The organism is Pseudomonas sp. DC1.2 (assembly GCF_034351645.1).
Classification (GTDB): domain Bacteria; phylum Pseudomonadota; class Gammaproteobacteria; order Pseudomonadales; family Pseudomonadaceae; genus Aquipseudomonas.
This window is the reverse complement of sequence record NZ_CP133782.1, coordinates 5629359-5653654: the sequence shown is the minus strand read 5'-3', so window position 1 is coordinate 5653654 and position 24296 is coordinate 5629359. Positions and strand designations below refer to the sequence as shown.

At 59.4% G+C, this 24296-nt stretch carries 19 protein-coding genes; 10 read left to right on the top strand and 9 right to left on the bottom strand.

The annotated features are described in order from the left end of the window. Positions 1-321: 321 nt before the first annotated feature. On the bottom strand, positions 322-1305 hold the full coding sequence (locus tag RHM68_RS25720) for a hypothetical protein (RefSeq protein WP_322219784.1): 984 nt from the start codon (positions 1303-1305) through the stop codon (positions 322-324). A 649-nt stretch (positions 1306-1954) separates the two neighbouring features. Here RHM68_RS25720 and RHM68_RS25715 point away from each other — a divergent pair. The 3 genes from RHM68_RS25715 to RHM68_RS25705 all read left to right on the top strand — a co-directional run bounded on the left by RHM68_RS25715 (position 1955) and on the right by RHM68_RS25705 (position 5662). Then, the gene (locus RHM68_RS25715) at positions 1955-2857 is read left to right on the top strand and encodes a LysR family transcriptional regulator (protein ID WP_322219783.1); all 903 of its coding nucleotides are present in this window, start codon (positions 1955-1957) and stop codon (positions 2855-2857) included. 126 nt (positions 2858-2983) lie between these two features. Continuing rightward, positions 2984-3610, top strand: a complete 627-nt coding sequence (locus RHM68_RS25710; protein ID WP_322219782.1) for a glutathione S-transferase — start codon at positions 2984-2986, stop codon at positions 3608-3610. 21 nt (positions 3611-3631) lie between these two features. After that, positions 3632-5662, top strand: a complete 2031-nt coding sequence (locus RHM68_RS25705; RefSeq protein ID WP_322219781.1) for a pyridoxamine 5'-phosphate oxidase family protein — start codon at positions 3632-3634, stop codon at positions 5660-5662. A gap of 42 nt (positions 5663-5704) precedes the next feature. Here RHM68_RS25705 and RHM68_RS25700 read toward each other — a convergent pair whose 3' ends face one another. From RHM68_RS25700 to RHM68_RS25665, 8 genes are read right to left on the bottom strand one after another with little or no spacing between them, the layout of a single operon-like run. Continuing rightward, positions 5705-6835 carry a glycosyltransferase family 4 protein gene (locus tag RHM68_RS25700; protein ID WP_322219780.1) on the bottom strand — a complete coding sequence of 377 codons (1131 nt, stop codon included), beginning with the start codon at positions 6833-6835 and terminating at the stop codon, positions 5705-5707. Continuing rightward, the gene (locus RHM68_RS25695) at positions 6836-7966 is read right to left on the bottom strand and encodes a glycosyltransferase family 1 protein (protein ID WP_322219779.1); all 1131 of its coding nucleotides are present in this window, start codon (positions 7964-7966) and stop codon (positions 6836-6838) included. It abuts the gene before it with no gap. Further along, complete coding sequence (locus RHM68_RS25690) at positions 7950-9317, bottom strand: glycosyltransferase family 1 protein (RefSeq protein WP_322219778.1); 1368 nt, start codon at positions 9315-9317, stop codon at positions 7950-7952. The genes RHM68_RS25695 and RHM68_RS25690 overlap by 17 nt, the downstream gene beginning before the upstream one ends. Then, a complete protein-coding gene (locus tag RHM68_RS25685; protein ID WP_322219777.1) occupies positions 9314-10567 on the bottom strand; it encodes an ABC transporter ATP-binding protein in 1254 nt (417 codons plus the stop codon). Before RHM68_RS25685 ends, RHM68_RS25690 begins: the two co-directional genes overlap by 4 nt. After that, complete coding sequence (locus tag RHM68_RS25680) at positions 10567-11364, bottom strand: ABC transporter permease (protein WP_322219776.1); 798 nt, start codon at positions 11362-11364, stop codon at positions 10567-10569. Before RHM68_RS25680 ends, RHM68_RS25685 begins: the two co-directional genes overlap by 1 nt. After that, the gene (locus tag RHM68_RS25675) at positions 11365-12807 is read right to left on the bottom strand and encodes a mannose-1-phosphate guanylyltransferase/mannose-6-phosphate isomerase (protein WP_322219775.1); all 1443 of its coding nucleotides are present in this window, start codon (positions 12805-12807) and stop codon (positions 11365-11367) included. Positions 12808-12810: 3 nt separating this feature from the next. Further along, positions 12811-13782, bottom strand: a complete 972-nt coding sequence (gene gmd / locus RHM68_RS25670) for a GDP-mannose 4,6-dehydratase (RefSeq protein WP_322219774.1) — start codon at positions 13780-13782, stop codon at positions 12811-12813. Next, positions 13779-14693, bottom strand: a complete 915-nt coding sequence (locus tag RHM68_RS25665; RefSeq protein WP_322219773.1) for a GDP-mannose 4,6-dehydratase — start codon at positions 14691-14693, stop codon at positions 13779-13781. Before RHM68_RS25665 ends, gmd begins: the two co-directional genes overlap by 4 nt. A 427-nt stretch (positions 14694-15120) precedes the next feature. Here RHM68_RS25665 and RHM68_RS25660 point away from each other — a divergent pair, with 427 nt between their 5' ends. The 7 genes from RHM68_RS25660 (at position 15121) to RHM68_RS25630 (ending at position 24294) form a co-directional block, all read left to right on the top strand. Beyond that, positions 15121-16686 carry a glycosyltransferase gene (locus RHM68_RS25660; RefSeq protein ID WP_322219772.1) on the top strand — a complete coding sequence of 522 codons (1566 nt, stop codon included), beginning with the start codon at positions 15121-15123 and terminating at the stop codon, positions 16684-16686. Continuing rightward, a complete protein-coding gene (locus RHM68_RS25655; RefSeq protein ID WP_322219771.1) occupies positions 16680-17984 on the top strand; it encodes a glycosyltransferase in 1305 nt (434 codons plus the stop codon). Before RHM68_RS25660 ends, RHM68_RS25655 begins: the two co-directional genes overlap by 7 nt. Continuing rightward, complete coding sequence (locus RHM68_RS25650) at positions 17981-18868, top strand: class I SAM-dependent methyltransferase (protein ID WP_322219770.1); 888 nt, start codon at positions 17981-17983, stop codon at positions 18866-18868. The genes RHM68_RS25655 and RHM68_RS25650 overlap by 4 nt, the downstream gene beginning before the upstream one ends. Beyond that, positions 18865-20019, top strand: coding sequence for an acyltransferase (locus RHM68_RS25645; RefSeq protein ID WP_322219769.1), 1155 nt, complete (start codon positions 18865-18867; stop codon positions 20017-20019). Before RHM68_RS25650 ends, RHM68_RS25645 begins: the two co-directional genes overlap by 4 nt. Continuing rightward, a complete protein-coding gene (locus tag RHM68_RS25640) occupies positions 20013-20852 on the top strand; it encodes a class I SAM-dependent methyltransferase (RefSeq protein ID WP_322219768.1) in 840 nt (279 codons plus the stop codon). The genes RHM68_RS25645 and RHM68_RS25640 overlap by 7 nt, the downstream gene beginning before the upstream one ends. 123 nt (positions 20853-20975) lie before the next feature. After that, entirely contained in the window at positions 20976-22172 is a 1197-nt protein-coding gene (locus tag RHM68_RS25635) for a DUF3142 domain-containing protein (protein WP_322219767.1), read from the top strand. Next, a complete protein-coding gene (locus tag RHM68_RS25630) occupies positions 22159-24294 on the top strand; it encodes a hypothetical protein (protein ID WP_322219766.1) in 2136 nt (711 codons plus the stop codon). The genes RHM68_RS25635 and RHM68_RS25630 overlap by 14 nt, the downstream gene beginning before the upstream one ends. The last annotated feature ends 2 nt before the right edge of the window (positions 24295-24296 follow it).

Genomic DNA, 24296 nt, shown 5'->3' with positions numbered 1-24296 from the left:
AAGAATCAACTCAATGGCTCTACGTGTTACGCATGCCGGATGACCGCCCTCGGAGGCGCTCTGCTGTTGGGGAAAATAGGGAAAGACTTTAGTGCCCTCATTCGCCGCCACCAAAGCCCGATGGCACTTAGGGCATACGCACCTCAGTCCATTGGCGACTTCGTCAGCCTGGAGCAACTGCCCGCCACACTCGCCAAAGGGAATCATGTTGCCAGACATCCACGATTATCCTTCTTCGCAGCTTGTAGTTATGGTCACAATTGAACCGTGAAATGGGACGATGGCCATCCAGCATTAGCGCCTACGTCCTGATGTTCTTCACTACTGAATACGTAATCCGGTTGCCTCGTGTTTGCGCTTGAGCTCTACATCAATATCCGCAACGAACCTCTCGGGCGTCGTTGCAAGAGTTTCCCCCGTCAAACGGTGCACAGCGATCACGGTCTCCGCCCGAACGGCTTGATTGCTGGTGAGCTGAACTGCACGTACCAAATTGGATGGTTCGACAAAATCGCTCATCATTTTGGACATAGCTCCAAGCTCTCGCTCCAGGCTCGTGATAGCAGCCACATTATTGAGAGTGGCCTCTGCATGATCGATTTCAGCGTTCGTCAACTGGTCTTTGGTCGGGATGAGCTCGAGCTGTTTACGGTAATCCGATATCTGGCCGGCGTACATTTGATGGTCCCACTCAAGCCACGCTCCCAAACCGATGAGCTTGCCGTAGGAGCTCGGGTACCAATTTCTTTCAACAACCTTCCGGCCATTCTCGGTGCCTGTCTTGGTTATCTGATATTCCCAGATCACCTCCAGCCTATTAGCCTTCCAGCGTTCGATTAGTTTTTGCCAAATCTGCCGGGGGAGCGCGTTGTAGAGCTCTGAGATTCGAGCTTGCACATCCCGGTGGTGCATGTGAAGGGCTTTGCCCTGCTCTACGTAGGATTGCCGCTTCTTGAGCAGGGATTCCACTCTCCGACGGCGGATTGATTGCCGCCGGTTCGCATCAAGCTGCGTGAAGCCTGCTTTGAGCGATTCATCATCTAGGCTGAGGTACTTGTGGGCACAGCAATTGCCGATCAGAACCACTGAACCATCAGTACAACTGACGACGTAACCTTTCTGGTGAGGCTGACCACATTGCTTACCAAGCTTTTCATACTGGCAGCTTGCTTCACGTTGATAGAGCTTATATGGCCACTCCCCGTGCCCGAAATTTTCTTTCTTAAGCAGCAGATCGAGGGCAATGTCAAAGTGACCTTGGATGTCCGCTAAGGTCTTGAAGTCCATGAAGTCGGTTGTTGGCATCAATTGCTCCAATCTGTTTGAGACGAGAGAGGATGGAACGCGTACATGAATCTGTATATATAAACAGTATAGTTCGCTCAGGCTTTGGGTGGAAGGCCTTGTGCCATCGCTTGATACCAGAGCTCGGGTGTTGAAGGGAACTGCGTCTGACCACCCACAGTGCAAGGACGGTCAGCCGTCAGTCCGAGGATCGCCCTTACCCCGATTGGCACTCTTGATCGGGCGGGACGCCGCGTCGTTTATGGCTGCGACAGTTTTAATTCTCTAGAGCACTCGCCTTGACCGGCTTTTGGGGAGGTTGCGACAGTTTTGCGATATTTCGCAAACGAGCTGGACGCCGCGAAAAACGAGGGCCTTCTGCGACAGTTTTAATTCTCAAAAATCACCTCGGGTTCTAAAAAAGTAGCTGTGACATGACGCAAAACCCCTGAGCTCACAGGGGTTTTCTTTTGATCAAGCTGAAACCCGTAATCTCGTTCACGCTGCTGATGTTGGAGCTTTCGCGGCGAGGTACGCATAAAAATGGCTGATAAAACGACTCCATGGATCAATCCAAGGTGCATGCAGTCGGTATCACAAGCTATGTTGTTGACCAGCAAAAAATCGCAGCTTTGGCTGCGGTTTTTTTATTTGAACAGGGAACATGCCCATGGACCGCTTTCAGGAAATGCAGGTTTTCTCCACCGTCGTTCAGGAGCAAGGCTTCTCGGCGGCGGCGCGGCGTTTAGGGTTATCAGCGGCCAGCGTCACTCGGGCGGTGGCGGCATTGGAGTTGCGTATTGGCACGCAATTGTTGATACGCACCACCCGTAGCGTGAACGTGAGTGAGGCGGGGCAGCGTTACCTGGAAGACTGTCGGCGAATTCTCGCTGAGTTGCAGGAAGCCGAGGATTCGGCGGCGGGCAGTCATGCGCAACCTCGTGGTCAACTGACGGTGACGGCGCCGGTTTTGTTCGGTGACTTGTTTGTGACGCCCGTGATCGTGGGCTATCTCAAACAGTTTCCTGAGGTGAGCATTAATGCATTGCTGCTGGATCGCGTGGCGAGCATGGTCGAGGAGGGCATTGATGTCGCCGTGCGCATCGGCGAATTGCCCGACAGCAATCAGCACGCGATTCGCGTCGGTGAAGTGCGGCGAGTGGTCTGCGGCTCACCCGCTTACCTGCAGATCCATGGCAGGCCTTTGCACCCCGAAGCATTGTCACGGTTGCCGGTGATCGCCTCCTCGTCCGTCGGCCAGTTTAGAAACTGGTCTTTTCTTGAAAACGGCCAACCGCTCAATGTGCGCCCGGAACCTCGACTCGTGGTGACCGCTAATCAGGCGGCTATCAGTGCCGCGTGTCTTGGCCTGGGCCTGACCCGTGTCCTGTCTTATCAAGTGGCGAGCAAGGTGGCTGCCGGTGACCTGGAAATTGTCCTGGCTGACTTTGAGCTGCCGCCATTGCCGATTCATGTGGTCTACCAGGGCGGACGCAACGCCCCGGTACGAATTCGCAGTTTCGTGGATTTTGCAGTGAGCATGCTGCGCGAGCATCCGGCCCTTCATGCCTGATAGTTATTGCACTGGATGAAATAATGGATTGCGTTACCTGCCTATTCTGTTGTTTTTACGGCGGGTAGATGATGGCTTCCCTCGGCGCCGATCCTTCCCAGCGGCGCCATCCAAAGGATGCCGACCATGCACACCTTCAAACTCTACAACTTTCCACGCTCTGGCCACGCTCATCGTGTGGAGCTGATGCTGTCGCTGCTCGCACTGCCGACCGAACTGATCTTCGTCGACCTGGCCAAAGGCGAGCACAAACAGCCGGAGTTCCTGGCGCTCAATGCATTTGGCCTGGTGCCGGTCCTTGATGATCAGGGCGTGGTGCTGGCGGACTCGAATGCGATTTTGGTGTACCTGGCGCAAAAATATGGCAACGGTCGCTGGTTACCGACTGACCCGGTCGGCGCGGCCAAGGTGCAGCGCTGGTTGTCGGTGGCTGCTGGGCCCCTTGCGTCGGGCCCCGCTCGCGCCCGGCTGATCACCGTGTTTGGTGCCTCTTACAACGCGCAGGAGGTCATCGCGAACGCCCACGCGTTGCTCAAGGTGATTGATCAGGAACTGGCCACGACTCACTACTTGGTTGGCAGTGAGCCGACCATCGCTGACATCTCGGCCTACAGTTACATCGCCCATGCGCCGGAAGGCAATGTGTCGCTTGAGGACTACGCCAATATCCGTGCTTGGCTGGTACGGATTGAAGCGTTACCGGGGTTTATCGGCATGCCGCGCACCGTCGCTGGGCTGCAAAAAACCGCCTGACAGGCGCGAGGAGTTGCCGTTATGGAACGTTCACCCTGGCACGCTGGCGAGCAGCAGTTGCAGACGCATGCCGGTGTGGCCGAGCGAATGAAAGCGTTCGGGCGTCAGATTATGCGCAGCGAGATACCGGACCAACACCGTGGCTTCTATCGGCAACTGCCGTTCATGCTGTACGGCGCAGTGGATGCCGATGGCAACCCGTGGGCCAGCCTTCTTGAGGGACCACCGGGCTTTACTCATTCCCCCGAGCCGACGCTGTTGCAGATCGACAGCCTGCCTGACAGCGATGACCCTGCGCAATTGCACGACGGTGCATCGATTGGTCTGTTGGGCATCGAACTGCACACCCGTCGCCGTAACCGTCTCAACGGCCATGTGGGGGGCATGACCGCTAGCGGCTTCGGTGTGACGGTGGTGCAATCATTTGGTAATTGCCCGCAATACATCCAACAGCGCCAGTTTCGCTCGGTGCCACTGGCGGACCCGTCGACCCGCAGCGCTCAACGTCTTGAGGGGCTGGATCAGGCGGCCAAAGCGATGATCAGTGAGGCTGATACCTTCTTTGTCGCCAGCTATGTGGACGTCGATGGCCAACGTTCAGTGGATGTTTCGCACCGCGGTGGCCAGGCAGGATTCGTACACATCGACGGCAATCGCCTGACCATTCCGGATTTCGCCGGCAACCTGTATTTCAATACCCTGGGCAATCTGTTGCTCAATCCACGGGCCGGTTTGTTGTTCATTGATTTCGAGACCGGCGACCTGCTACACCTCAGCGGTCGCACCGAGATCATCCTCGACAGTCCGCACATCGAAGCCTTTCAAGGCGCCGAGCGGCTGTGGACATTTGAGGTTGAAAAATTGGTGCGGCGGCCGGCCGCGGTGGCTTTGCGCTGGCGGTTCGATGGCATGTCGCCCAACAGTCTGATGACCGGCACTTGGCCGCAGGTGGCGGCTCGTCTGCAAGCCCACGCGCTCGGCGACCGCTGGCGTTCGCTACGGGTGGCGCGGATCGAGCGGGAAAGCGACAGCATTCGTTCGCTCTATCTTGAGCCGGTTGGGGATGGCGGATTGCCGGTGTTCCAGGCGGGTCAGCATTTGCCGCTGCGCGTGACGATTGAGGGCGAGGTGCATATCCGCACGTACAGCCTGTCGAGTGCGCCGTCCGATGATTTTTTTCGTATCAGTGTGAAGCGTGAAGGGCGGGTGTCTTCGCACCTGCATGAGCAGGTTCGCGTGGGCGATCTAGTGCAAGTCCGTGCCCCTCAAGGGCATTTCACCGTGGCGCCGCATGAACCTCGGCCGCTGGTGTTGTTAGCCGCTGGGGTCGGCGTGACGCCCTTGTTATCGATGGTGCGGGAAGTGGTTTATCAAGGGCTGCGGACGCGGCGTATTCGGCCGACCTGGTTCTTTCAGAGTTCGCGGACCTTGGCCGAGCAACCGTTTCGCCGAGAGCTCAATCAGTTGCTGCAACAGACCGGTGACAGCGTTCGTGTGCTGCGCCTTTTGAGTCAGCCGGAAGCCGAGGCACGTGAGGGCGAAGACTTCGACCTGACTGGACGCATCGACACCGCGCTGTTGCACACCATCCTCGACGTCGAAGACTACGATCAGCTGGATTTTGTCCTCTGTGGCCCGGGCAGTTTTACTCAAGGTATGTACGAGAGCCTGCGGGACCTCGACATCCGTGATTCGCGGATTCACGCCGAAACGTTCGGTCCATCAACTTTGCGCCGACGACTCGACCCCGACGCGGTGGTGATTGAACAACCACCGGCGGCAACGACCGCGGTGCCCGTGGTATTCCAACGCTCCGCCAAGCAAGCGAACTGGCAACCGCAGAGCGGTAGTTTGCTGACGTTCGCGCAAAGCTGCGGCTTGCGCCCGGACTTCAGTTGCCGAGGCGGATCCTGTGGGACCTGCAAGACCCGGCTGATCAGTGGACAAGTGAGTTATCCACAGCCTCCGGGCGATATGCCGGAGGACGGGCAGGTGCTGATTTGTTGTGCGGTGCCGGCGCAGGGTGCGCAACCGCTGGTATTGGACCTGTAACCGGTGTTGAAAGGGAGCGAGCGTGCTCGCTCCCACTTGGCGTTAGGCGTAGGACAGCGACTTCTCTTGCAGCAACTCTTGGTACAACTGCGTCCACTTACGGCCCATTTCGTCTGCCGTGAACAAACGACGATAGCGGGCCTGTGCCTTCACACCCATGGCGGCGGCCAGCGTTGGGTTTTCCCACAGGGTGCGCATGGCTTCGCGAAAGGCCTGCGGATTGCTCGGCGGCACCACTAACCCGGTTTCGTTATGGATATTGATGTAGCTGGTCCCAGTGCCGATTTCGCTGGAGATCATTGGTTTTCCGTACATCGCCCCTTCCAGCAGTGAGATGCCAAACGCTTCGGAGCGCAGGTGCGAAGGGAAAACAATGGCGTAGCTCAGTTGCAGCAACGCGACTTTGTCTTCGTCACCGAGCCGTCCGAGGAAATGAATGTTGCGCAAACCCAATGCGGCGGCCTGGGCATGCAATTCCGTTTCCAGCGGGCCGGCACCGACGATCACCACCGGGTAGTCCACGTCTTTCAAGGCGTCGAGCAGGATGTGCAGGCCTTTGTAATAGCGCATTACACCCACGAACAAGAAAAACTTATCCCCAAGCTTGCGCTGCCATTGGGCCATGCGCTCAGGGTCAGGCTGTGGATAACTTGCCTTGTTCAAGCCATAAGGGATGACACGGGTTTTGTCTTGAAACTGCTGCAACACATCGCTGGTGTGCAAATAGTTGGGCGAGGCGGCGACGATCCGGTCGGCACTGGCCAGGAAGCGGTTCATCAATGGCCGGTAGAGTTTGAGCAGGTGTTTCTGGCGAACGATGTCCGAGTGGTAGGTGACCACGCTGGGTTTGTTCATGCCGCTGGCAAAATGCACCAGGTCCATGAACGGCCAGGGGAAATGGTAATTGACCACGTCAGCTTCGGCAGCCAGTTCGCGAAACTGCTTGAACACGCTCCAGGAAAACCCCGTGGAGGCGAACTGAATGTCGAGTTTGGCCCGATGCACTTGGTGTTGTCCCAGTTGCACCACGGCTGGGGTTGGATCATTGCTCAGTGTCAGGACTTGCCCTTCGATGCCATGCTGGGCACCGCTTTCGCACAGTTGGAAGATCACTTGTTCGATCCCGCCGACCGAGTCGGGGAGGTACGTCTTAAAAAAATGAAGAACTCGCATTCAACCTCCCAATGCCTGGCGGTAAGCGCGAGTTGTCATCTTCGCGCAACGCTCCCAGGAAAAAATCTTCGCTTGTTGTAGTCCCGCTTCTCGGCATGCCTGCCAATGCATTTTGTCGTCGATCAGACGGCTCATGGCATCGCGCAAGCCGTCTGGCTCGTCAGGTTCAATATAGTTGCCCGCTGCGCCGGCAACCTCCGGCATGGCTGAAAATCTGCTCAGGATGACAGGCGTGCCGCTGGCCATGGCCTCCAGTACCGGGAGGCCAAAGCCTTCGTACAGGGACGGAAAAATCAGCGCTCGGGCGCCGGCCAACAGCTGGGCCACTTGCTCGTCGGGCAGGTACCCCAACAAACAGACATGACCGGCGGCCAGGGCTTTCGCCAACTCAGCGCTGAACTGATCGCGCCGCCAGCCGGCCATGCCGACGATCAACAGCGGAAAGCGTTGGCGATCGGCCTGCGTCAGGCGCGCATGGGCGCGCAGGGCCAGGGTCAGGTTTTTGCGCGGTTCCAAGGTGCCGACGCAAAGGAAGTAGTCGCGTGCATCGACCCCATGGGCCTTGAGTACGGCGTCGATTGTCTCGGGCTCACGCGGGTGAAAACGGGCAGCCACACCCAGCGGCGCGACGACAAAACGCTCGGCTGGCAGGGCGAAATACCTTTGGGCTTCGTCGGCGATGTACTGCGAGTCGGTGAGAATCACCTTGGCCTGTTGCACGCCGTCCGCCAGCCGGCGCTCGATCTCTCTCAAGCGGGCCGGCGGTTGGGTGTCGGGATAGTGCAGGTGGGTCAGGTCATGCAGGGTGATGACCGTCGGGCCGTCGAATGACAGCGGCCACAGGCTAGGCTCGTGATAGAGGTCGATTTCCTGGGCGCGACCCTGGTTGAAGCGTCTCTGCTCCAGCCAGCGTCGTGCTTGATACGCCCCGGGAATTTGCCGAAGCAGGGGCGTTAGCCGTGAATAACCGGGCATGGCTGCCTCGGGCAATGCTGAACTCCAGCCCCAGCCATGAAACAGTGACAGCTCGACATCCGGCTCGCCGGCGAGGGCGCTCACCAGCTCGGCGACGTAATGGCCGATGCCGGCACGCGGGGCCTGGAGGATTCGGGCGTTAAGGGCAATTCGCATGGTGCCTCGCTTGCTCCACTGGCGCCGATTGAAGATTGCGCAGTGTCCGTTCGGCCAATTGCACACTGGCTTCACGCCAGCCGATCCAGCGCCAGTCCTTGACGTTGCGCAGGGCCGGGAACTGGCTGCTGTTTTCGAATCCGGCGACCAGGTCTGCCAGGCTTTGGGGGTCGGTGAGGTCAAAGTAGGCCATAAACTCGCCACCGATTTCGCGGAAGATCGCAATGTCGCTGCCCATGGCGGGCAAGCCACGCTGCATCGCTTCCACTAACGGCAGGCCGAAGCCCTCGACGTAGGAAGGAAACACCAGCGCACTGGCGTGGGAGTAGGCGTGTTCGAGGCTGGTGTCGCTCAGGTCGTTGAACATGAACAGCCGTTGATTCAATTGCGGGTGAGTACGGACCCGAGCGAGCAGTGCGTCGCACTTCCAGCCGATGTGGCCGGCGATGCACAGCCGTGCTTTTGAACCCGACGCCCAGGCGCGTTCGAAGGCGTCCAGCAGGTAGTCGTGGTTTTTACGCGGCTCGATGGTACTGACCATCAGGAACACGGGGGCCGGCGTTTCGAATAGGCGGATCAGGCGCGGCTCCACGGCGGCGCTGTCTTCCTTGAGGTCCAGTTCGCTGCCCAAGTGAAAATAGTCGAACCACAGCGATTGCGCCTTGGCCGGACCGACCCGGCGCTGCAACTCCTCTCGCACCTGGTCGCGCACCGTGGCCGAAATCGCCATATAGCCGTCGGCGGTTTTGGCGATCCAGTCAAACCATTGATTGAAGATCTGCGGCAGTCGCTCGTCGTAGAACTGCGGGTGGGTCAGAGGAATCAAGTCGTAAATCACCGACACAATGCCCACGCCTTCACGTTTGAGCTGTTCGGCTAACGGGAAGAAATCGGCATGCCAGGACGAATCCAGTAGCACCAGTTGATCGCCAGGCTGGTGCTGCAACGGCGCGCAACGCTTGGGCAATTGATACTGGTTGACCTGATCGATCAGGCGCAGTGGCACGCTGAAGCACGACAGCACCATGAGGCGGTAAGCCACGTACAGCGCCCGCCGAGTCCAGCGTGAAGAGCAGCGCTGGTCGAGGCGCTGATGCCCTTGCCAAAAACGATGGGCCACGCGTTCCAGCCGACTGCCGAACGTCATCAGGCCATTAAAAAACGGGGTGTTCAGAGGCGCCAGTTGGAGCACGCGGTACAGCTTGCCCCTGAGTATTACGACGGGGATGCATGCCACATCATTCACCGTGTCCGGCAACTGATTGATGACGTTGCGCACCACCCGCTGAATCCCCGAATTGACCTTGGGGTGCTGAAACACATAAGTGCATTCCACCAGGAGGCGAGTCATGGCGCGTTCTCCGAGGCTATCGACTCGCCCGTGCGCGTGATGACGGTTCTGGCCCCCAACCATGAGCAGCCGACGAAGTCTTCGTGGCGGTTATTGATGACGTGGAAAACCAGCCCGTAGTCGCGCCATTCGAAGTTGCGGTCCAGGTGCGAGTCCAGTCGCGACAGGCTGAGTGCCACCGAATAGTTGCCTTTGCCCAGGCCCATGACAAACGCGAAGCGGTAAGTGATCCGTTCCCCGGCGTGCAGGTCGGTCAGGGCTTTGTCTTGGCGGTGGGTGTTGATGCCGTACATGGCCTGCCCCAGGCGGTCCTTGATCAGGAAGCCCAGCACCAGCCGTTCGATGTCCTGTCGGACCTCAACGTGTACTTCCAGCACCACCGGTTGACCGACTTCGGCGGCATCGATTGAGCGTTCGCGGTCATCCAGTAGACGCACGCTGAGGATGGCCGCCTCTGCGGTGCCGGAAACGGTTTGCACCTGACCGCCGGCGAGCATTTCTTGACGCACGGTCTGGCCTTCACGTTCGGCGAGCAAGGCGTTGTAGTAATCCATGACCGCTTCGGGCGTGCCGTGCATGGCCATACGGCCTTGGTCCAACAGGATTGCCGAGTCGCAGATCGACTGGATCGCCGAACGGTCGTGGGACACGATCAGCAAGGTGGTGCCGGCTTTGCGGAAGCTGCGGATACGGTCAAAGCTTTTGTGCTGGAAGTAGGCATCGCCCACCGACAATGCTTCGTCAACGATCAAGATGTCTGGGCGTCGGGCGGTGGCCACACTGAACGCCAGGCGCATCTGCATGCCGCTGGAATAGGTGCGTACCGGTTGATCGATAGCGTCGCCGATTTCGGCAAAATGCTCGATCTGCGGCATCAATGCCGTGATGTCTTCAATGGACATCCCCAGCAGTTGCCCGGCCATGACAGCGTTCTGCCGGCCGGTAAAATCTGCGTGAAACCCCATGCCCAGTTCCAATAGGGCGGCGACCCGGCCTTCGAGCTGGAGGGTGCCGCACGTGGGCTGGGTGGTGCCGGTGATCATCTTCAGCAAGGTGCTTTTGCCGGCGCCGTTGATGCCGACGATGCCCACCGCTTCACCCGGCGCGATCTCGAAAGTCACGTCTTGCAGCACCCAGTGCTGGCGATGGCGGATCGGCGAAAACGGGATCAACCACTCGGCCAGTCGGCTCCAGCGCGTAGGGTATTGCTTGTAGGCCTTGCCCAGGCCGTTAACGCGTACATATCCCATCAGAGTTCATCCACCATTTCGCCGACCCGCTGGCGAAACAGCCGCAGCCCGATCACGCAGAACAGCACACCGCTGACGAAGATTGGCAGCAGGGAACTCCAGAGCGGCCATTGGCCGTAGAGAAACAGGTTTTGGTAGCTGGTGATCAGGTTGGTCAGGGGGTTGAGTTGCAGCAGGCGCTGAACCCACTCCGGCAGGATGCTGATGGGGTAAACAATCGGCGTCAGCCAGAACCAGAATTGCAGGCAAATGCCGAAGAACTGTCCGACATCGCGAAAGAACACGTTCAGCACGCCCAGGATCATGCCCAACCCGGCGCAGAACATCACTTGCAGCGCCAACAAGGGGAGCAGCGCCAGCAAGGCCAAGCCTGGCAAGCGCCCGGTGATCAGTAAAAAACCCATAAACAGGCCGATGATGATCGCAAAGTTGATCCCGGCGTTGAGCAGCACAATGACCGGCAGACAGAGGCGCGGAAAACTGATTTTCTTTAACAGGTTGGCGTTCTCCAGAAACATATTCTGGCTGCGCACGGTGATTTCCGAAAACAGTCCCCAGGTCAGCAGGCCGGCGCAGAGGTAGACGCTGTACGCCATGCCGTCATCCACCCCCGGCAGACGTGCACGCATGATGTGAGAAAAAATTACGGTATAGACGATGATCATCGACAGCGGGTTGAGTACGGTCCACAGGGCACCGAACAAGGAGTTGCGGTAACGCGCTTGGAACTCCCGCTTGACGCTACCGAGGATGAATCCTCGATAGCTCCACAACGAGCGGTACAGAGAAAGCAGCATTCAAACCGTCCTGCCATATTGGTCTTCGAAGCGAACGATATCGTCCTCGCCCAAGTATTCGCCGCTTTGCACTTCGATGATCACCAAGTCGATCACTCCCGGATTTTCCAGACGGTGTTTGTGCCCGGCGGCAATGAACGTAGATTCGTTCTTGGCCACCAAGTGCGTGCCGGTGCCATTGTTGGTGACCTTGGCCATGCCTTCGACCACCACCCAGTGTTCGTTGCGGTGGTGGTGCATTTGCAACGACAACTTGGCACCTGGCTTGACCACAATGCGCTTGATCTTGAAGCGCAGGCCTTCCTCGAGCACGGTGTAAGTGCCCCACGGTCGGCTGACCGTGCGGTGGAGGCGATAGGCTTCGTGTTTTTTATCCTTGAGTTGCTTGGCCACCCGGCGCACATCCTGGGCGCGGTCGGCGTGGGCCACCAGTACCGCGTCGGCGGTATCGACGATGATCAGGTTATCCACACCCACGGCGGCAACCAGCCGGCCTTCGCTCTGCACGAAGTTGTTGTGGCTATCGATAAAAATCGCTTCGCCACTGGCGCGATTGTTGTGCGCATCCGCCGGCACCAATGCGGCCACTGCGCCCCAGGAGCCGATGTCGCTCCAGTCGAATCCGGCGGGCACCACGACGACTTTGTCGGAACGCTCCATCAAGGCGTAGTCGATGGAGATGTCGGTGATTTCGGCAAACAGGGCAGGCGACAATTCCTGTTGCAGACCCCCGCCGGTTTCCACCGCTGCGCTGGCGGCCATGCAGGCGCGCGTCTGTTCCAGTAACTCGGGGGCGTGAACCTGCAACTCGGCCAACAGGGTGGTCACAGCGAAGCAAAACATGCCCGAGTTCCACAGGAAGTTGCCGCTTTCGAGGTAATGAGTAGCGGTTTGCAGGTCGGGCTTTTCAACAAAGCGCTGCACCCTGGCCGCGCCTTTGTCGTCCAGCGGCGCGCCGGTCTCGATGTAGCCGAAGCCGGTTTCCGGCGCCGTCGGTTCTACGCCGAACGTCACCAGGTAGCCGGTCTTGGCCAGCTTCACGGCATGCTCGACCGCACTCTGCAAGGCCTCGACATTGACGATCAAATGATCGGCCGGCATCACCACCATGATTGCGGCGTCACCGTGCAGGGCTTGCAGCGACAGCGCCGCCGCGGCGATGGCTGGGGCGGTGTTGCGGCCGGTCGGTTCGAGCAGGAAGTGCCCGCGATGACGGGACAGTTGCGCGTCCTGGTAGTGATCCTTGCTCTGGAAGTAGTACTCGCGGTTGGTCACGGTGACGATATCGCCCCAGCCATCGAGCAGGCCAGCCGCACGCCGATAGGTCTTGCCCAGCAGCGACTGGCCATCGGGCAGGGTCATGAACGGCTTGGGATGACCTTCGCGAGAAACCGGCCACAAACGGGTCCCGGCACCGCCGGAGAGAATCACTGGAATCAGCATGACCTACTCCTTGGCGACGCGTTTCATGTCCGCATCCATCATCATGCGGATCAAGGTGTCCAGATCGGTTTTTGGCTTCCAGCCCAGTACGCGCAGGGCTTTGGCCGGGTTTCCGAGTAGCACGTCAACCTCGGCCGGGCGGAAAAACGCCGGGTCGATCTTCACGTAGTCGCGGTAGTTGAGGCCCACGTGGTCGAAAGCGATCCGGCACATTTCGCGCACGGTGGTGGTCACGCCGGTGGCGACCACGTAGTCGTCGGCCTTGTCCTGTTGCAGCATCAGCCACATGGCTTCGACGTAGTCGCCGGCAAATCCCCAGTCGCGCTTGGTGTCGATGTTGCCCAGGCGCAATTCCTGTTGCTTGCCCTGCTTGATACGGGCGGCGGCATCGGTGACTTTGCGGGTCACAAACTCTATGCCGCGCAGCGGCGATTCATGGTTGAACAGGATCCCGCTGCTGGCGTGCAGGTTAAAGCTCTCGCGGTAATTAACGGTGATCCAGTGACCGTAGAGCTTGGCCACGCCGTAAGGACTGCGCGGGTAGAACGGAGTGTTTTCGTCCTGTTGTTCGGCCTGGATCAGGCCGAACATCTCGCTTGTAGACGCTTGATAGAAACGGCTGTGCGGGCTGAACTGGCGGATCGCTTCAAGCAGGTGCGTCACCCCGAGTCCGTCGACGATGCCGGTGATCACCGGTTGATCCCAGGACGCTGCGACAAAGCTTTGCGCCGCCAGGTTGTAGACCTCGTCCGGCGCCGACTTGATCACGGCGCGCTGTACCGAGCATGCATCAGCCATGTCGCCATCCAGGTAGACAATGTCACCCTCAATCCCTGTTTCGCGCAGACGCCAGCGCGAATCGCTGCTGCGCCGTGCGACCAGACCGTGGACTTTGTAGCCCTTGTCGAGCAGCAGTTTGGCAAGATAGGCGCCGTCCTGGCCGGTGATCCCTGTGATCAGAGCACTTTTAGTCATTGTTCTTTTACTCGTTTCTCCCAGTCGGACAGGATCGCCCGCAGGGATTGTTGTGTTGTGATTTTTGGCGTCCATCCTGTGGTCTGGGCAAGCTTGGCATGGCTGCCACAGACTCGACGCTGCTCTGCGCGGCGAAGACGCGCAGGGTCCTGAATCAATTGCATATCGACTTGAGCAAGGTCTCCCAGCTGTTCAATCAGGCTACGAATGCTTTGCTCGCGCCCCGAGCAAATGTTGTAGATCTGCCCCGGTGTGCCTTTTTTCAACAAGGCCAGGTAGGCCGAAACCACGTCGCCCACATCGAGGAAGTCGCGCGTCACGTCGATGTCGCCGACTTCCAGTTGCGGTGCTTGCAGGCCTTGCTTGATCCGGTTGATTTGCCGCGCGGCGCTGGCAATCACGAAGCTGTCTTTCTGCCCGCTGCCGATGTGGTTGAACGGCCGGGCCACCAGCACCGGCCAACCTTCGCTCACGCCCCATTGCAGGCTGAGAAATTCGGCCGAGAGTTTGCTGACTGCATACGGGTTGCGCGGGCCGGGTGGCTGGAGTTCAGTGATGGGCAGGTGGGCTTCGCTGACCTGGCCGTAAACGTCGCCTGTGCTGACGTACAAAAAGGTGCCACTGAAACCGCGAGCCTTGAGGGCTTGCAACAGGTGCAGCGTGCCGAGCAGGTTAACGTTCAGCGTGCGCGCGGGATCGCGGAAAGCTTCGGGGACGAAGGTCTGGCCGGCCAGGTGAATGACCGCGTCGGGCATCTCGGGCCATAGGCCTTCGAGGGTGTCCGGGTTGCCAAGGTCATAGCGGGAGGGTGTCGTCAGCAGTTCCCATTCCGAGGCCTCAGCCTTCAGACACGATTGGATGTGTTGTCCTACGAATCCACTCAGACCCGTTACGAACAGACGCTTTTTCAAACAGCGGCCCCTTGATCATACATTTCGTCAATTCCCCACAGGCTTTGCGGAAATGTCTTACGGACCTGTTGGATTTTGGGTCGAAAGACGTGCGAAATATCTTGTTGTAGTTGTTTGGGTGTCAATCTGTGCCAATTGCGGAGCAATTTCAACAGGTCCAACCGTGACTGATCAGTTCTCGTTAGCGTAGCCCTGTTTTTCTCGCTGGGCGGTTCACGAATCCTCAACGGATGTGTTTAGAATGCCCCTCGTCACGATTACTCAAGGTTGCGTCGGGTTGTTTTTAAACCCCCTGAAACTGACCATTAAAACAAGAACGTAGACGAGCAAGAAGACGATGGACGAGGGCACGCAAATGCCGACTCGATCCGTGGCCTTGCCGTCATAGAGTGGGGCTGTCCGCAGGGCGGTTTCATCGTGGGATGCCATGAATTTCATTCTTTACTCGGACGTCAACGACGGTTCCATCAGCCAAAGCCTCGGTCGTCCCGAATACAGTTACTACTTTGTGCTCAAGGCCTATCGCCCGGTACTGGAAAGCCTTGGCCGGGTGCATCTGGTGTCCTGCGTGGGTGAGGTCGACCCCCTCTACGCGCAGCTGCTGGCCGCTGGCGAAGACAGCCTTTTCCTGTCCTTCACGCCCCCGCAAAAAACCCCGAACGACCTGAAGTGCCCGACGATGTGTGTGGTGGCCTGGGAGTTCGACTCGATTCCCGATGAGCAGTGGGACAACGACCCGCGACAGGACTGGACGCAAATGCTCGCGCGCCAGGGCCGGGTTATCACGCTCTCCAGCCATACGGCTCGGGCGATTCGCCGGGCTATGGGTGACGACTTCCCTGTGTTGGTATTACCAACTCCCTTGTGGGAAAACTTCGCGGCCATTCGTAGTCATCACACCAGTGCTCCGGTCAATCCGGGCTCGTCCCTGGCGATCAAGGGTTGCCTCTTCGACAGCCGCACGCTTGGGCTGTCTGCCGACGCCTTGATTGCGCCGCCACTGACCGCTGAGCAGCAGGCCGAGCTGGATGCGTTGTCGCCACCACCGCTGACCTTGAAGCGACGTTTTGTCATCGCCAGGCACTTTTTGCGCCTGTGGTGCCTGAGTCTATTGGGCAAGGGGCTACCGGGGGAGCGCCGCACGCGGTACCTGAGCCATTGGTATTGGGAAGGGCTGCGCGATCTGTTGTCCGACGCCGGCCATTCGAAACTGGCCAAATACGTTCCCGCCATCGCCGGTCCTTTGCCCTCGGTGGCGCCGGCCGAGGTCCTGCTGGACTTGCCCGATACCACGGCCCAGGTCGAAACCTGCGTGGACGGCGTGGTCTACGTCACGGTGTTCAACCCCTGTGACGGTCGTAAAAACTGGCATCAGTTAATCACGGCGTTTTGCTGGGCGTTTCGCGAAACCAACGACGCCACACTGGTGCTGAAGATTACTCAAAGTGACCTGTCGTCCTACTACAGCGAGCTGATGACGTTACTCGCGCAATTGTCGCCCTTCGCCTGTCGGGTGGTGGTGATGCACGGTTACTTGGACGATGCGCAATACGCCCGGCTTTACGAAGCCGCCAGTTTTTATGTGAATGCTTCGCGCTGTGAAGGCTTGTGTCTGCCGTTGATGGAGTTTATGGCCAGCGGCAAACCGGTGATTGCGCCTCATCACACGGCGATGGAGGACTACATCGATGAGCAGGTAGCGTTTGTGGTCGCGTCCAGCGAAGAGCTGACTATCTGGCCGCAGGACACGCGCATCATCTACCGCACCTTGCGCTATCGGCCGGACTGGGGTTCATTGAAAACCGCCTACGAAAACAGTTACCGGATGGCCAAGGAGCAACCACAGGCGTATCAGCGCATGTCTTGCGCCGCCATCGAGCGCATGCACGATTACTGCGCGTTCGCTCCGGTGCAGCAACGTTTGTCGGACTTCTTCGGGCTGGCACCGCAGGCCTCAAAGCCTGCGGCCGTGACGGATAACGCCCCATGCTGATCATCATTCATTCGGAAACCAATCAGCACACCATTGCGCAGAACCTGGGTCGCTCGGAGTACAGCTATTACTTTGTGCTCAAAGAGTACCGACCCGTGCTGGAACGCTTGGGTCGTGTGGTCGAGGTCCGTGATCCGCAGACGGAAGTCGATGCCCTTTACCTGGACTGCCTGTCCCGTGGTGAAGAGTGCGTGTTCCTGTCGTTTTCGCCGCCGCACCGCACGCCGGTACACTTTGCGTGCCCGACCCTGGCGGTGTTCGCGTGGGAGTTCAGCACCATTCCCAACGAGCCGTTCGCGGGTGAGCCGCGCAATGACTGGCGCACGGTGTTGCACGCTTCGGGCGCGGCGATCACCCACTCCAGTTACACGGTCAACGCGGTGCGCGAGGCGATGGGGGCTGAGTACCCCATCGTTGCGGTGCCGGCGCCTGTGTGGGATCGTTTTGCCGCGCGGGGCGCGCAGTTGCAGCGTCAGCCGATCGCCAGGCAAGTTCGATTGAAGATCAAAGGGCTGCTGGCGGACAGCCGACAACTTGACCTGCGGGCCTTCGGACCTGCGCATTTGCGCACGGGCAAGGGCATCGATTTCAAGGCCCCGGCTCGCGAGCATGAGCTTGTCCTCGACGGGGTGATCTACACCTCGGTGTTCAACCCCGGTGACGGGCGCAAGAACTGGGAAGACATGCTCAGTGCTTTCTGCGTGACTTTTCGCGACGTGGAAGATGCCACGCTGGTGTTCAAGCTGACTCACCACGATGCTGAAGAAGCCCTGACCGACATCCTTCATCACTTGTACAAAAACCAGTCCTACCGCTGCCGCATCGTGCTTATTTACGGCTACTTGGCCGACGCCGATTACGAGCGTCTGGTGCAGGCCACAAGCTACGTAGTGAACACCGCCTATGGCGAAGGCCAGTGCCTGCCGCTGATGGAGTTCATGTCGTGTGGCAAACCGGCCGTGGCGCCGCGTACCACGGCGATGATCGATTACCTGGATGCCGACAACGCCTTCCTCATCGACACCACGGATGAGCTGACCGCTTGGCCCCACGACCCACGCAAGGCTTACCGCACGCTGCGTTACGTGACCCACTGGGCGTCGTTGTGCGCAGCCTATCGGGCCAGTTATGACGTGGCCCGTGATGACCCCGAGCGCTATGCCCGGCTTTCTGCCCATGCGGTGAAGAGCCTCGAAACCTTTTGTAGCCAAGCCACTGCTGAACAACGCTTGAAGCATTTTTTCGAGCAACTGTTCGCCTCTCGTGCGGCGCCTGTCATGGAAACCCCCGAGGCATGATCCGCGCGCTGATCCAACGGCTGTTTCCAGCGGTGCAAGCCGAACCTTTGCCTGCGGTGTGCCGCGCTGTATCCCCCAGGGATGTGGGGTTGCACGACGCAGTGCTCGACGGCTGGTTTCTCGGTGACAGCGGCGAACTGCTTAAGGGCTTTGCCATCACGGCGGACGATACGTTGCTGGACGTTGGTTGCGGTGAGGGCGTAGCCACCTTGTTTGCGGTGCGTCAGGGCGCGTCGGTCATTTTCACTGACAGTGAACACGCCAAGGTTCGCGATTTGGCCCGTCAGGTGGACGCGCAGTCCGACAAGCAAAACCTCGGGCTGGTGAGTAATAGCTTGCCGCTGCCCCTGGCGGATGGCTGCGCGAGCAAAGTCGTGTGCATGGAAGTGCTCGAACATATCGATCAGCCTGAACCCTTCATGGCCGAATTGGTGCGCATGGGCCGGCCCGGTGCCTTGTATCTGCTGAGTGTTCCGGCACCGGTGGGCGAGCATTTGCAGCAGGGCATCGCCCCGGCCAGCTATTTTCAATCGCCCAATCACGTGCAGATCTTCACGCCCGAACGGTTTGCCGCGATGGTCGAAGATGCCGGTCTGGTGATTGAGCATCGTCAAGCCAGCGGTTTTTTCTGGGTCATGGGCATGATCTTTTTCTGGGCCAGCGAACGGGCCGCCGGGCGAGATCTGGGAGGAGCGGTGCGCGACCGGATACAAGCGCCGTATCCGCCGCTGATGGAGAGCTGGGCGAAAACCTGGCAAGACCTGCTGGCACAACCTGACGGCTTGGCGATCAAGCAGGTGCTCGATCAATTCATGCCCAAGAGTCAGGTGATCATCGCGCGTAAACCGTGGGGCATTGCCGACACGCCAGGGAGCTTGGTATGAGCAGCAAACGGATCATGGACATTGAGTTGCTGCGGGGCATTGCGGTGCTGGGAGTGTTGTTCCATCACCTGCAAGGCAGTTTGTTCACCGACACGGTGCCGCTGTTGGAAAAAATCCATGCCTGGGCTCAGCCGTGGTGGGGGGTCGATCTGTTTTTTGCGATCTCGGGATTCGTCATCGCCCGCAGTCTGATTCCAGCGTTGCAAGGTTGCAGCAGCCGTCAGGAGTATTGGCAGCAGACACGTAACTTTTGGCTACGTCGAGCTTTTCGGTTATTGCCTTCGGCCTGGTTGTGGCTGGCGCTGATGCTGCTGGCGTGTGTTTTTCTTAACCGTTCCGGGGCCTTTGGTACGTTGCAGGCCAACCTTCAAGCGACGCTGGCCGGGCTCGCGCAATACGCCAACTTCCGCTTTGCCGACAGCTTTTATCACTACGAATACGGCACCAGTTTTGTGTACTGGAGCCTGTCGCTGGAGGAGCAGTTTTACCTGCTGTTCCCGCTGGTGATTCTGGTCTGCCGCAAGCATTTGGTCTGGGCCTTGCTGGCGCTCGTCGCTGTGCAGTCATTGACGTTGCGCACGCCGATCCTGATGGTGGTGCGCACAGACGCGTTGGCCCTTGGCGTGCTGTTGGCGATGTGGAGTGCGCACCCTGGATACCGGCGTTTTGAACCGACTTTCTTGCGTCGGCCATGGGCCGGGCCGGGGTTGTTTATCGTGTTGGCATTGGCGCTGAGTGTGCTGGCCACGGATCGCTTTACGTTCACCAACTACCGCATTGGCGCGATCGCTGCGCTCTGCGCGGTGCTCGTCTGGGTCGCGTCCTACAACCGTGATTACCTGATGCCCAAGGGATTGTTGAAGGATCTGATGATCTGGATCGGCGGCCGTTCCTACGGCATTTACCTGATTCATATTCCAGCCTATCTGCTGGTACGCGAGTTCACCTTCCGCTTGCAGGCCGTTGGTCTGCCGAGTCCGGCCGGTCACCCAATCCTGATGATCCTGCTGGCTGGCGGGCTGATCGTACTGTTGAGTGAGCTCAACTACCGCTTCATCGAAATGCCCATGCGTCATCGCGGCGCGGCTCTGGTCAAACGCCTGAGCGCTCCCCAAATTGCCGCCCCGTCCTCTGGAGCCACTTCATGCTGAGCCTTCTGAAAAAACTCACGACACGTACACCTGCGCCTACGCCTACGCCTACGCCGGTGACGCCCGTGATGCCCGTGGCCGATAAGGTTGACCCGTTCATGCTCGGCCTATACGACGCGACGCTCAGCGGCTGGTTCAACCAGCAAACCAACGAGTTGTTTCCCGGTTTTCTGGTACGCCCCGAGGACATCCTGCTGGACGTGGGCTGCGGTGACGGTGGCAATGTGCATTTTTGCGGCATGCGTGGGGCGAAAATCATCATCGCCGACATCGACGCGGTCAAGGTTGAAGCCACCCGCCAACGTTTGAGTGATACGCCGGCCCGTGACATCGAATGCCATGTCACTGACTGCAATCCGCTGCCGATCGCCGATGCAACCGCGACACGGGTGGTGTCCACAGAAGTGATCGAACACGTGGACGACCCTGCGCAATTTCTCGCCGAACTGGTGCGGGTCGGCAAATCGGGTGCCCTTTATCTGCTCAGCGTGCCGCACCCAAGTTCCGAAAACCTGCAAAAGGACATCGCTGCTCCGGAGTATTTCCAGAAGCCCAACCACATTCGCATCATCAGCGAAGAGCAGTTCAAGGCCATGGTCAGCGACGCTGGCCTGGAAGTGCTCAGCCACAGCCAGTACGGGTTCTACTGGTCGATGTGGATGCTGCTGTTTTGGGAAGCCAAGGTCGATTTCAGCAACGTCGATCACCCGATGCTCAATCACTGGGCCGAAACCTGGCAGAAGGTGCTGGACTCTCCACGAGGCGCACAAATCAAACAGGCGCTGGACGCCGTCGTGGCGAAAAGTCAGGTCATCATTGCCCGTAAGCCGTAAGCCGTAAGCCGTAAGCCGTAAGCCGTAAGCGATAAGCCCTGAGCCGTTTTCCGGAGGGCGTAAGCTCGTTGCCACAGGTTTTGTGTACCCTGTAGCCCTGGGTGTGCAGGGATCAGGTGTTTCATGGGGTTTTTCATTCGTTTGTCAGTTCTCTTCGCCGCGTTGCTGATGCTCAACGGTTGCGAGCGCAAAGAAGCGCCGCCACTCGACCAGCAACTCTACGTATGGCAACGCCAATGGACCTCGGATCACGATGCCGCGCTGCGTGACAGCCGTGCCGACTTCTCGACCTTGCGGGTACTGGCGTTGCAGGCGTTTCCACAGGAAGGCTGGCGTTGGGCGCGGATCGATCCGGCGTTGCTAAAACGCGATGCTCGACCGCTGATTGCGGTGATCCGTCTCGATGGCCAGCTCAAGGCGCTGCATCAGGATGACGTGACGGCGCAGGTCCTGAAGCTGGTCGCCGATTGGCAAGGGCGGGGCCTGACCCTGTCCGGCGTGGAAATAGACCACGATGCAGGAAATGCCCGCCTACCTGACTATGAGAAATTTCTCACGCATCTACGCGGCGCACTGCCAACCTCTCTGCCCCTGAGCATCACCGCATTACCGGCCTGGCTCGACAGTCCGGAGTTGCCCGCCATACTGGCGGCAGTCGACAGCAGCGTGTTACAGGTTCACGCGGTGAGCGATCCGCGCCGTGGTTTGTTCGATGCCGATCAGGCTAAACAATGGGCCAAGGCCTGGAGTCAGATCACCCGCAAACCGTTCTATCTGGCATTGCCGGCCTACGGTGTGGCGTTGTTGCCAGATGCCGGCGGCGCGCCGGTCGTGGAAAGTGAAGTGTCCCTCGCGCGCGGTGGCAAGCGCCGGGAGTTGTTGGCCGACCCACGGCAACTGAGCCAACTGGCCCTGGACTTGCGCGCAGACCCGCCGGCTCATCTAGTCGGGTTGATCTGGTTCCGCTTGCCTCTGGACGCTGATCGCCGAGCCTGGAGCTTGACGACCCTGCGCGCCGTGGCGCGTGGTGAGGCTCTTGAAAGCCATTTGAGTCTGAAACTATCGGAGCACGCAGGTCTTTATGACATCGGCCTCAGCAATCAAGGCAACCTCGACAGTGCTTGGCCACAGCGCCTGACACTGGCAGTGCGCGGCTGCGATGGCGCCGATGCGTTGGCCGGTTACGCGTTGCAACAAAGCCCGGATCTGCTTACCTTCACTCGCCTGCGCGAAGGTCGAATGGCGGCTGGCGGACAACGCGCCATCGGCTGGGCACGTTGCACAAAAATTGATCAAGGAGGTTCGAATGTTTACCCGTAACTGGCCCGGCCATCTGCTGTGCCTGAGCCTCAGCTTGCCGCTGGGTTCGGCGTTGGCCTGCGGCCCGGACTTCCCCATGCGCCTGCTGGACAACCGTGGCCAGTCCCTGGCGCAATTGCCGGAAGGTAACTTCAACGTTGAGATCAATCGCCTCGGGCAGGCTATCGCCGGGCTCAAGCAGGTTACCGCCGCGACCCACAGCCCGGACGCTGGCTACGGCGATGCGCCCGATTACACCGTGGAACGCGACAAGGCCGAACAAAGCGGTTTGACGGCTCAGCAGCAAGCGTTGGTAACGCAATTGCGCACGCTGACCGATGCCCGCGAGGTTGAGCGGCAGGGCGAGCCTCTACCTGCCGAACTGCGGCTGTACTTGGCCGGTGCCGCCGCCTTCAGTGCCGGAGACCATGGGTTGGCCGCCGAGTACTTCCATAAGGTACTGGCGCTGCCGGTGGAGCAACGCGCGCTGCGCAGCACTTGGGCTGCCTACTCGCTGGGGCGTGCGCTGTTTGCCATGAGCACTGAAGCGCCCGCCGGTCCTGAGCTGCTGGCCCAGGCGAAAGCGGCTTTCGAACAGACCCGCCAATTAGCCATCGACGGCTTCAGTGACCCACTGGAACTCGGCGTCGCCAGCCTCGGTGAAGAAGCGCGGGTGGCGCGTACAGCCGGCGACTGGAACACGGCTATCGAACTCTACGTCAGTCAAAATCTGCAGGGCTCGGCGGTGGGGTATTCCTCACTCAAGCTGTTGATGAACGATCTGTCTGCCATGCCGGAAGACCAACTGGCGGTGCTGCTTCAGGGCAAAGCCGTGCAGCAACTGGTCACCGCGTCGTTGATCAGCCGAATCGGCTGGTCATTCGGTGATCAACCGCAGAGCGAGAAAAAACTGGTCCAACTGCTGAAAAAGAGCACTCAGGGCAGCCTCGACAACGCCGATCGGTTGGCGGCGATGAATTATCAGCAAGGTGACTACGTCAGCGCCAAAGCCTTTCTCGAGCAGGCGGGCGACGGTGGCTTGGCCTGGTGGTTGCGGGCCAAACTGGCACTGCGCGACGGCGACAAAACCGCTGCCGCCGCAGCCTATGCAAAAGCAGCGCAGGCGTTCCCGCAGACTGAATCCTGGGGTGAGCGTCGGACGCCGGATTGGGATTTCGAAACGGTGAAACCCAAGTGCCGGGTCGAGGCTGAAAGCGCGATTCTGGCCTTGCAGCGCGGTGATTATTTGCAAGCCTTCGATCAGCTCTATCGCAGTCAAAGCCTTTACTGGTTTGACGCGGCCACCGTCGCCGAGCGGGTGCTGACCCTCGACGAACTCAAACATTACGTTGACACGCAGGTGCCCGCGCCGGCGCCGCTGAGCCAGCAGGATCGCAACAATTACGTGCAATTGCCGGTGGCGGCGAGCCTGCGCAATGTGCTCGGCCGACGCTTGTTGCGCGAGGGGCGCTACGATGAGGCGCCGGCCTATTTCGACAACGTCGATTTGCAAAACAAAGCCCGGGCTTATGGGCAGTTGCGTCAGCAAGCACAGTCCGACTGGTGGCCGACCAACCGCGCCGCCGCGTTGTTCAATGCCGGGGCCCTGGCGCGCCACTCGGGCATGGAGCTTCTCGGTTATGAGATGGCACCTGACTTCGCCACGTTCGGCGGCAATTACAGTTTGCAGACGCCAGAACTGAACGTCGGCCCGCTGGTGGCGGAAGGTGAAGTGCAACGTCGGCAAGCCACCCTCGCGCAACCGGATGAGCGCTACCACTATCGTTATGTGGCCACTAAATTGGCCAGCCAGGCGGCAGATTTATTGCCTCACTCCAGCCAAGCCTTTGCCGCGGTGTTGTGTCAGGCGGCGGGTTGGGATTCAAGCCTAGAAGAGCAAAGCGCCTTCTATGAGCGTTACGTGAAGCAAGGGCCGTATGTGGATTGGGCGGAGAACTTCGGTCATCAATGCGCGTCTCCCGACTTTGATGCCGCGAACAAGCGGTATATCACCGAGGCAGTGAACCCGGTTCGCTCGGCGCTGCGGCCCTATAAATGGCCGTTGCTGTTAGCGGGGCTGGGCATGGCGGCAGCGGCGGCCTGGCTGTTGATCAGTCGCCGCCGCCGCCGCCACGCGCCGTAAGG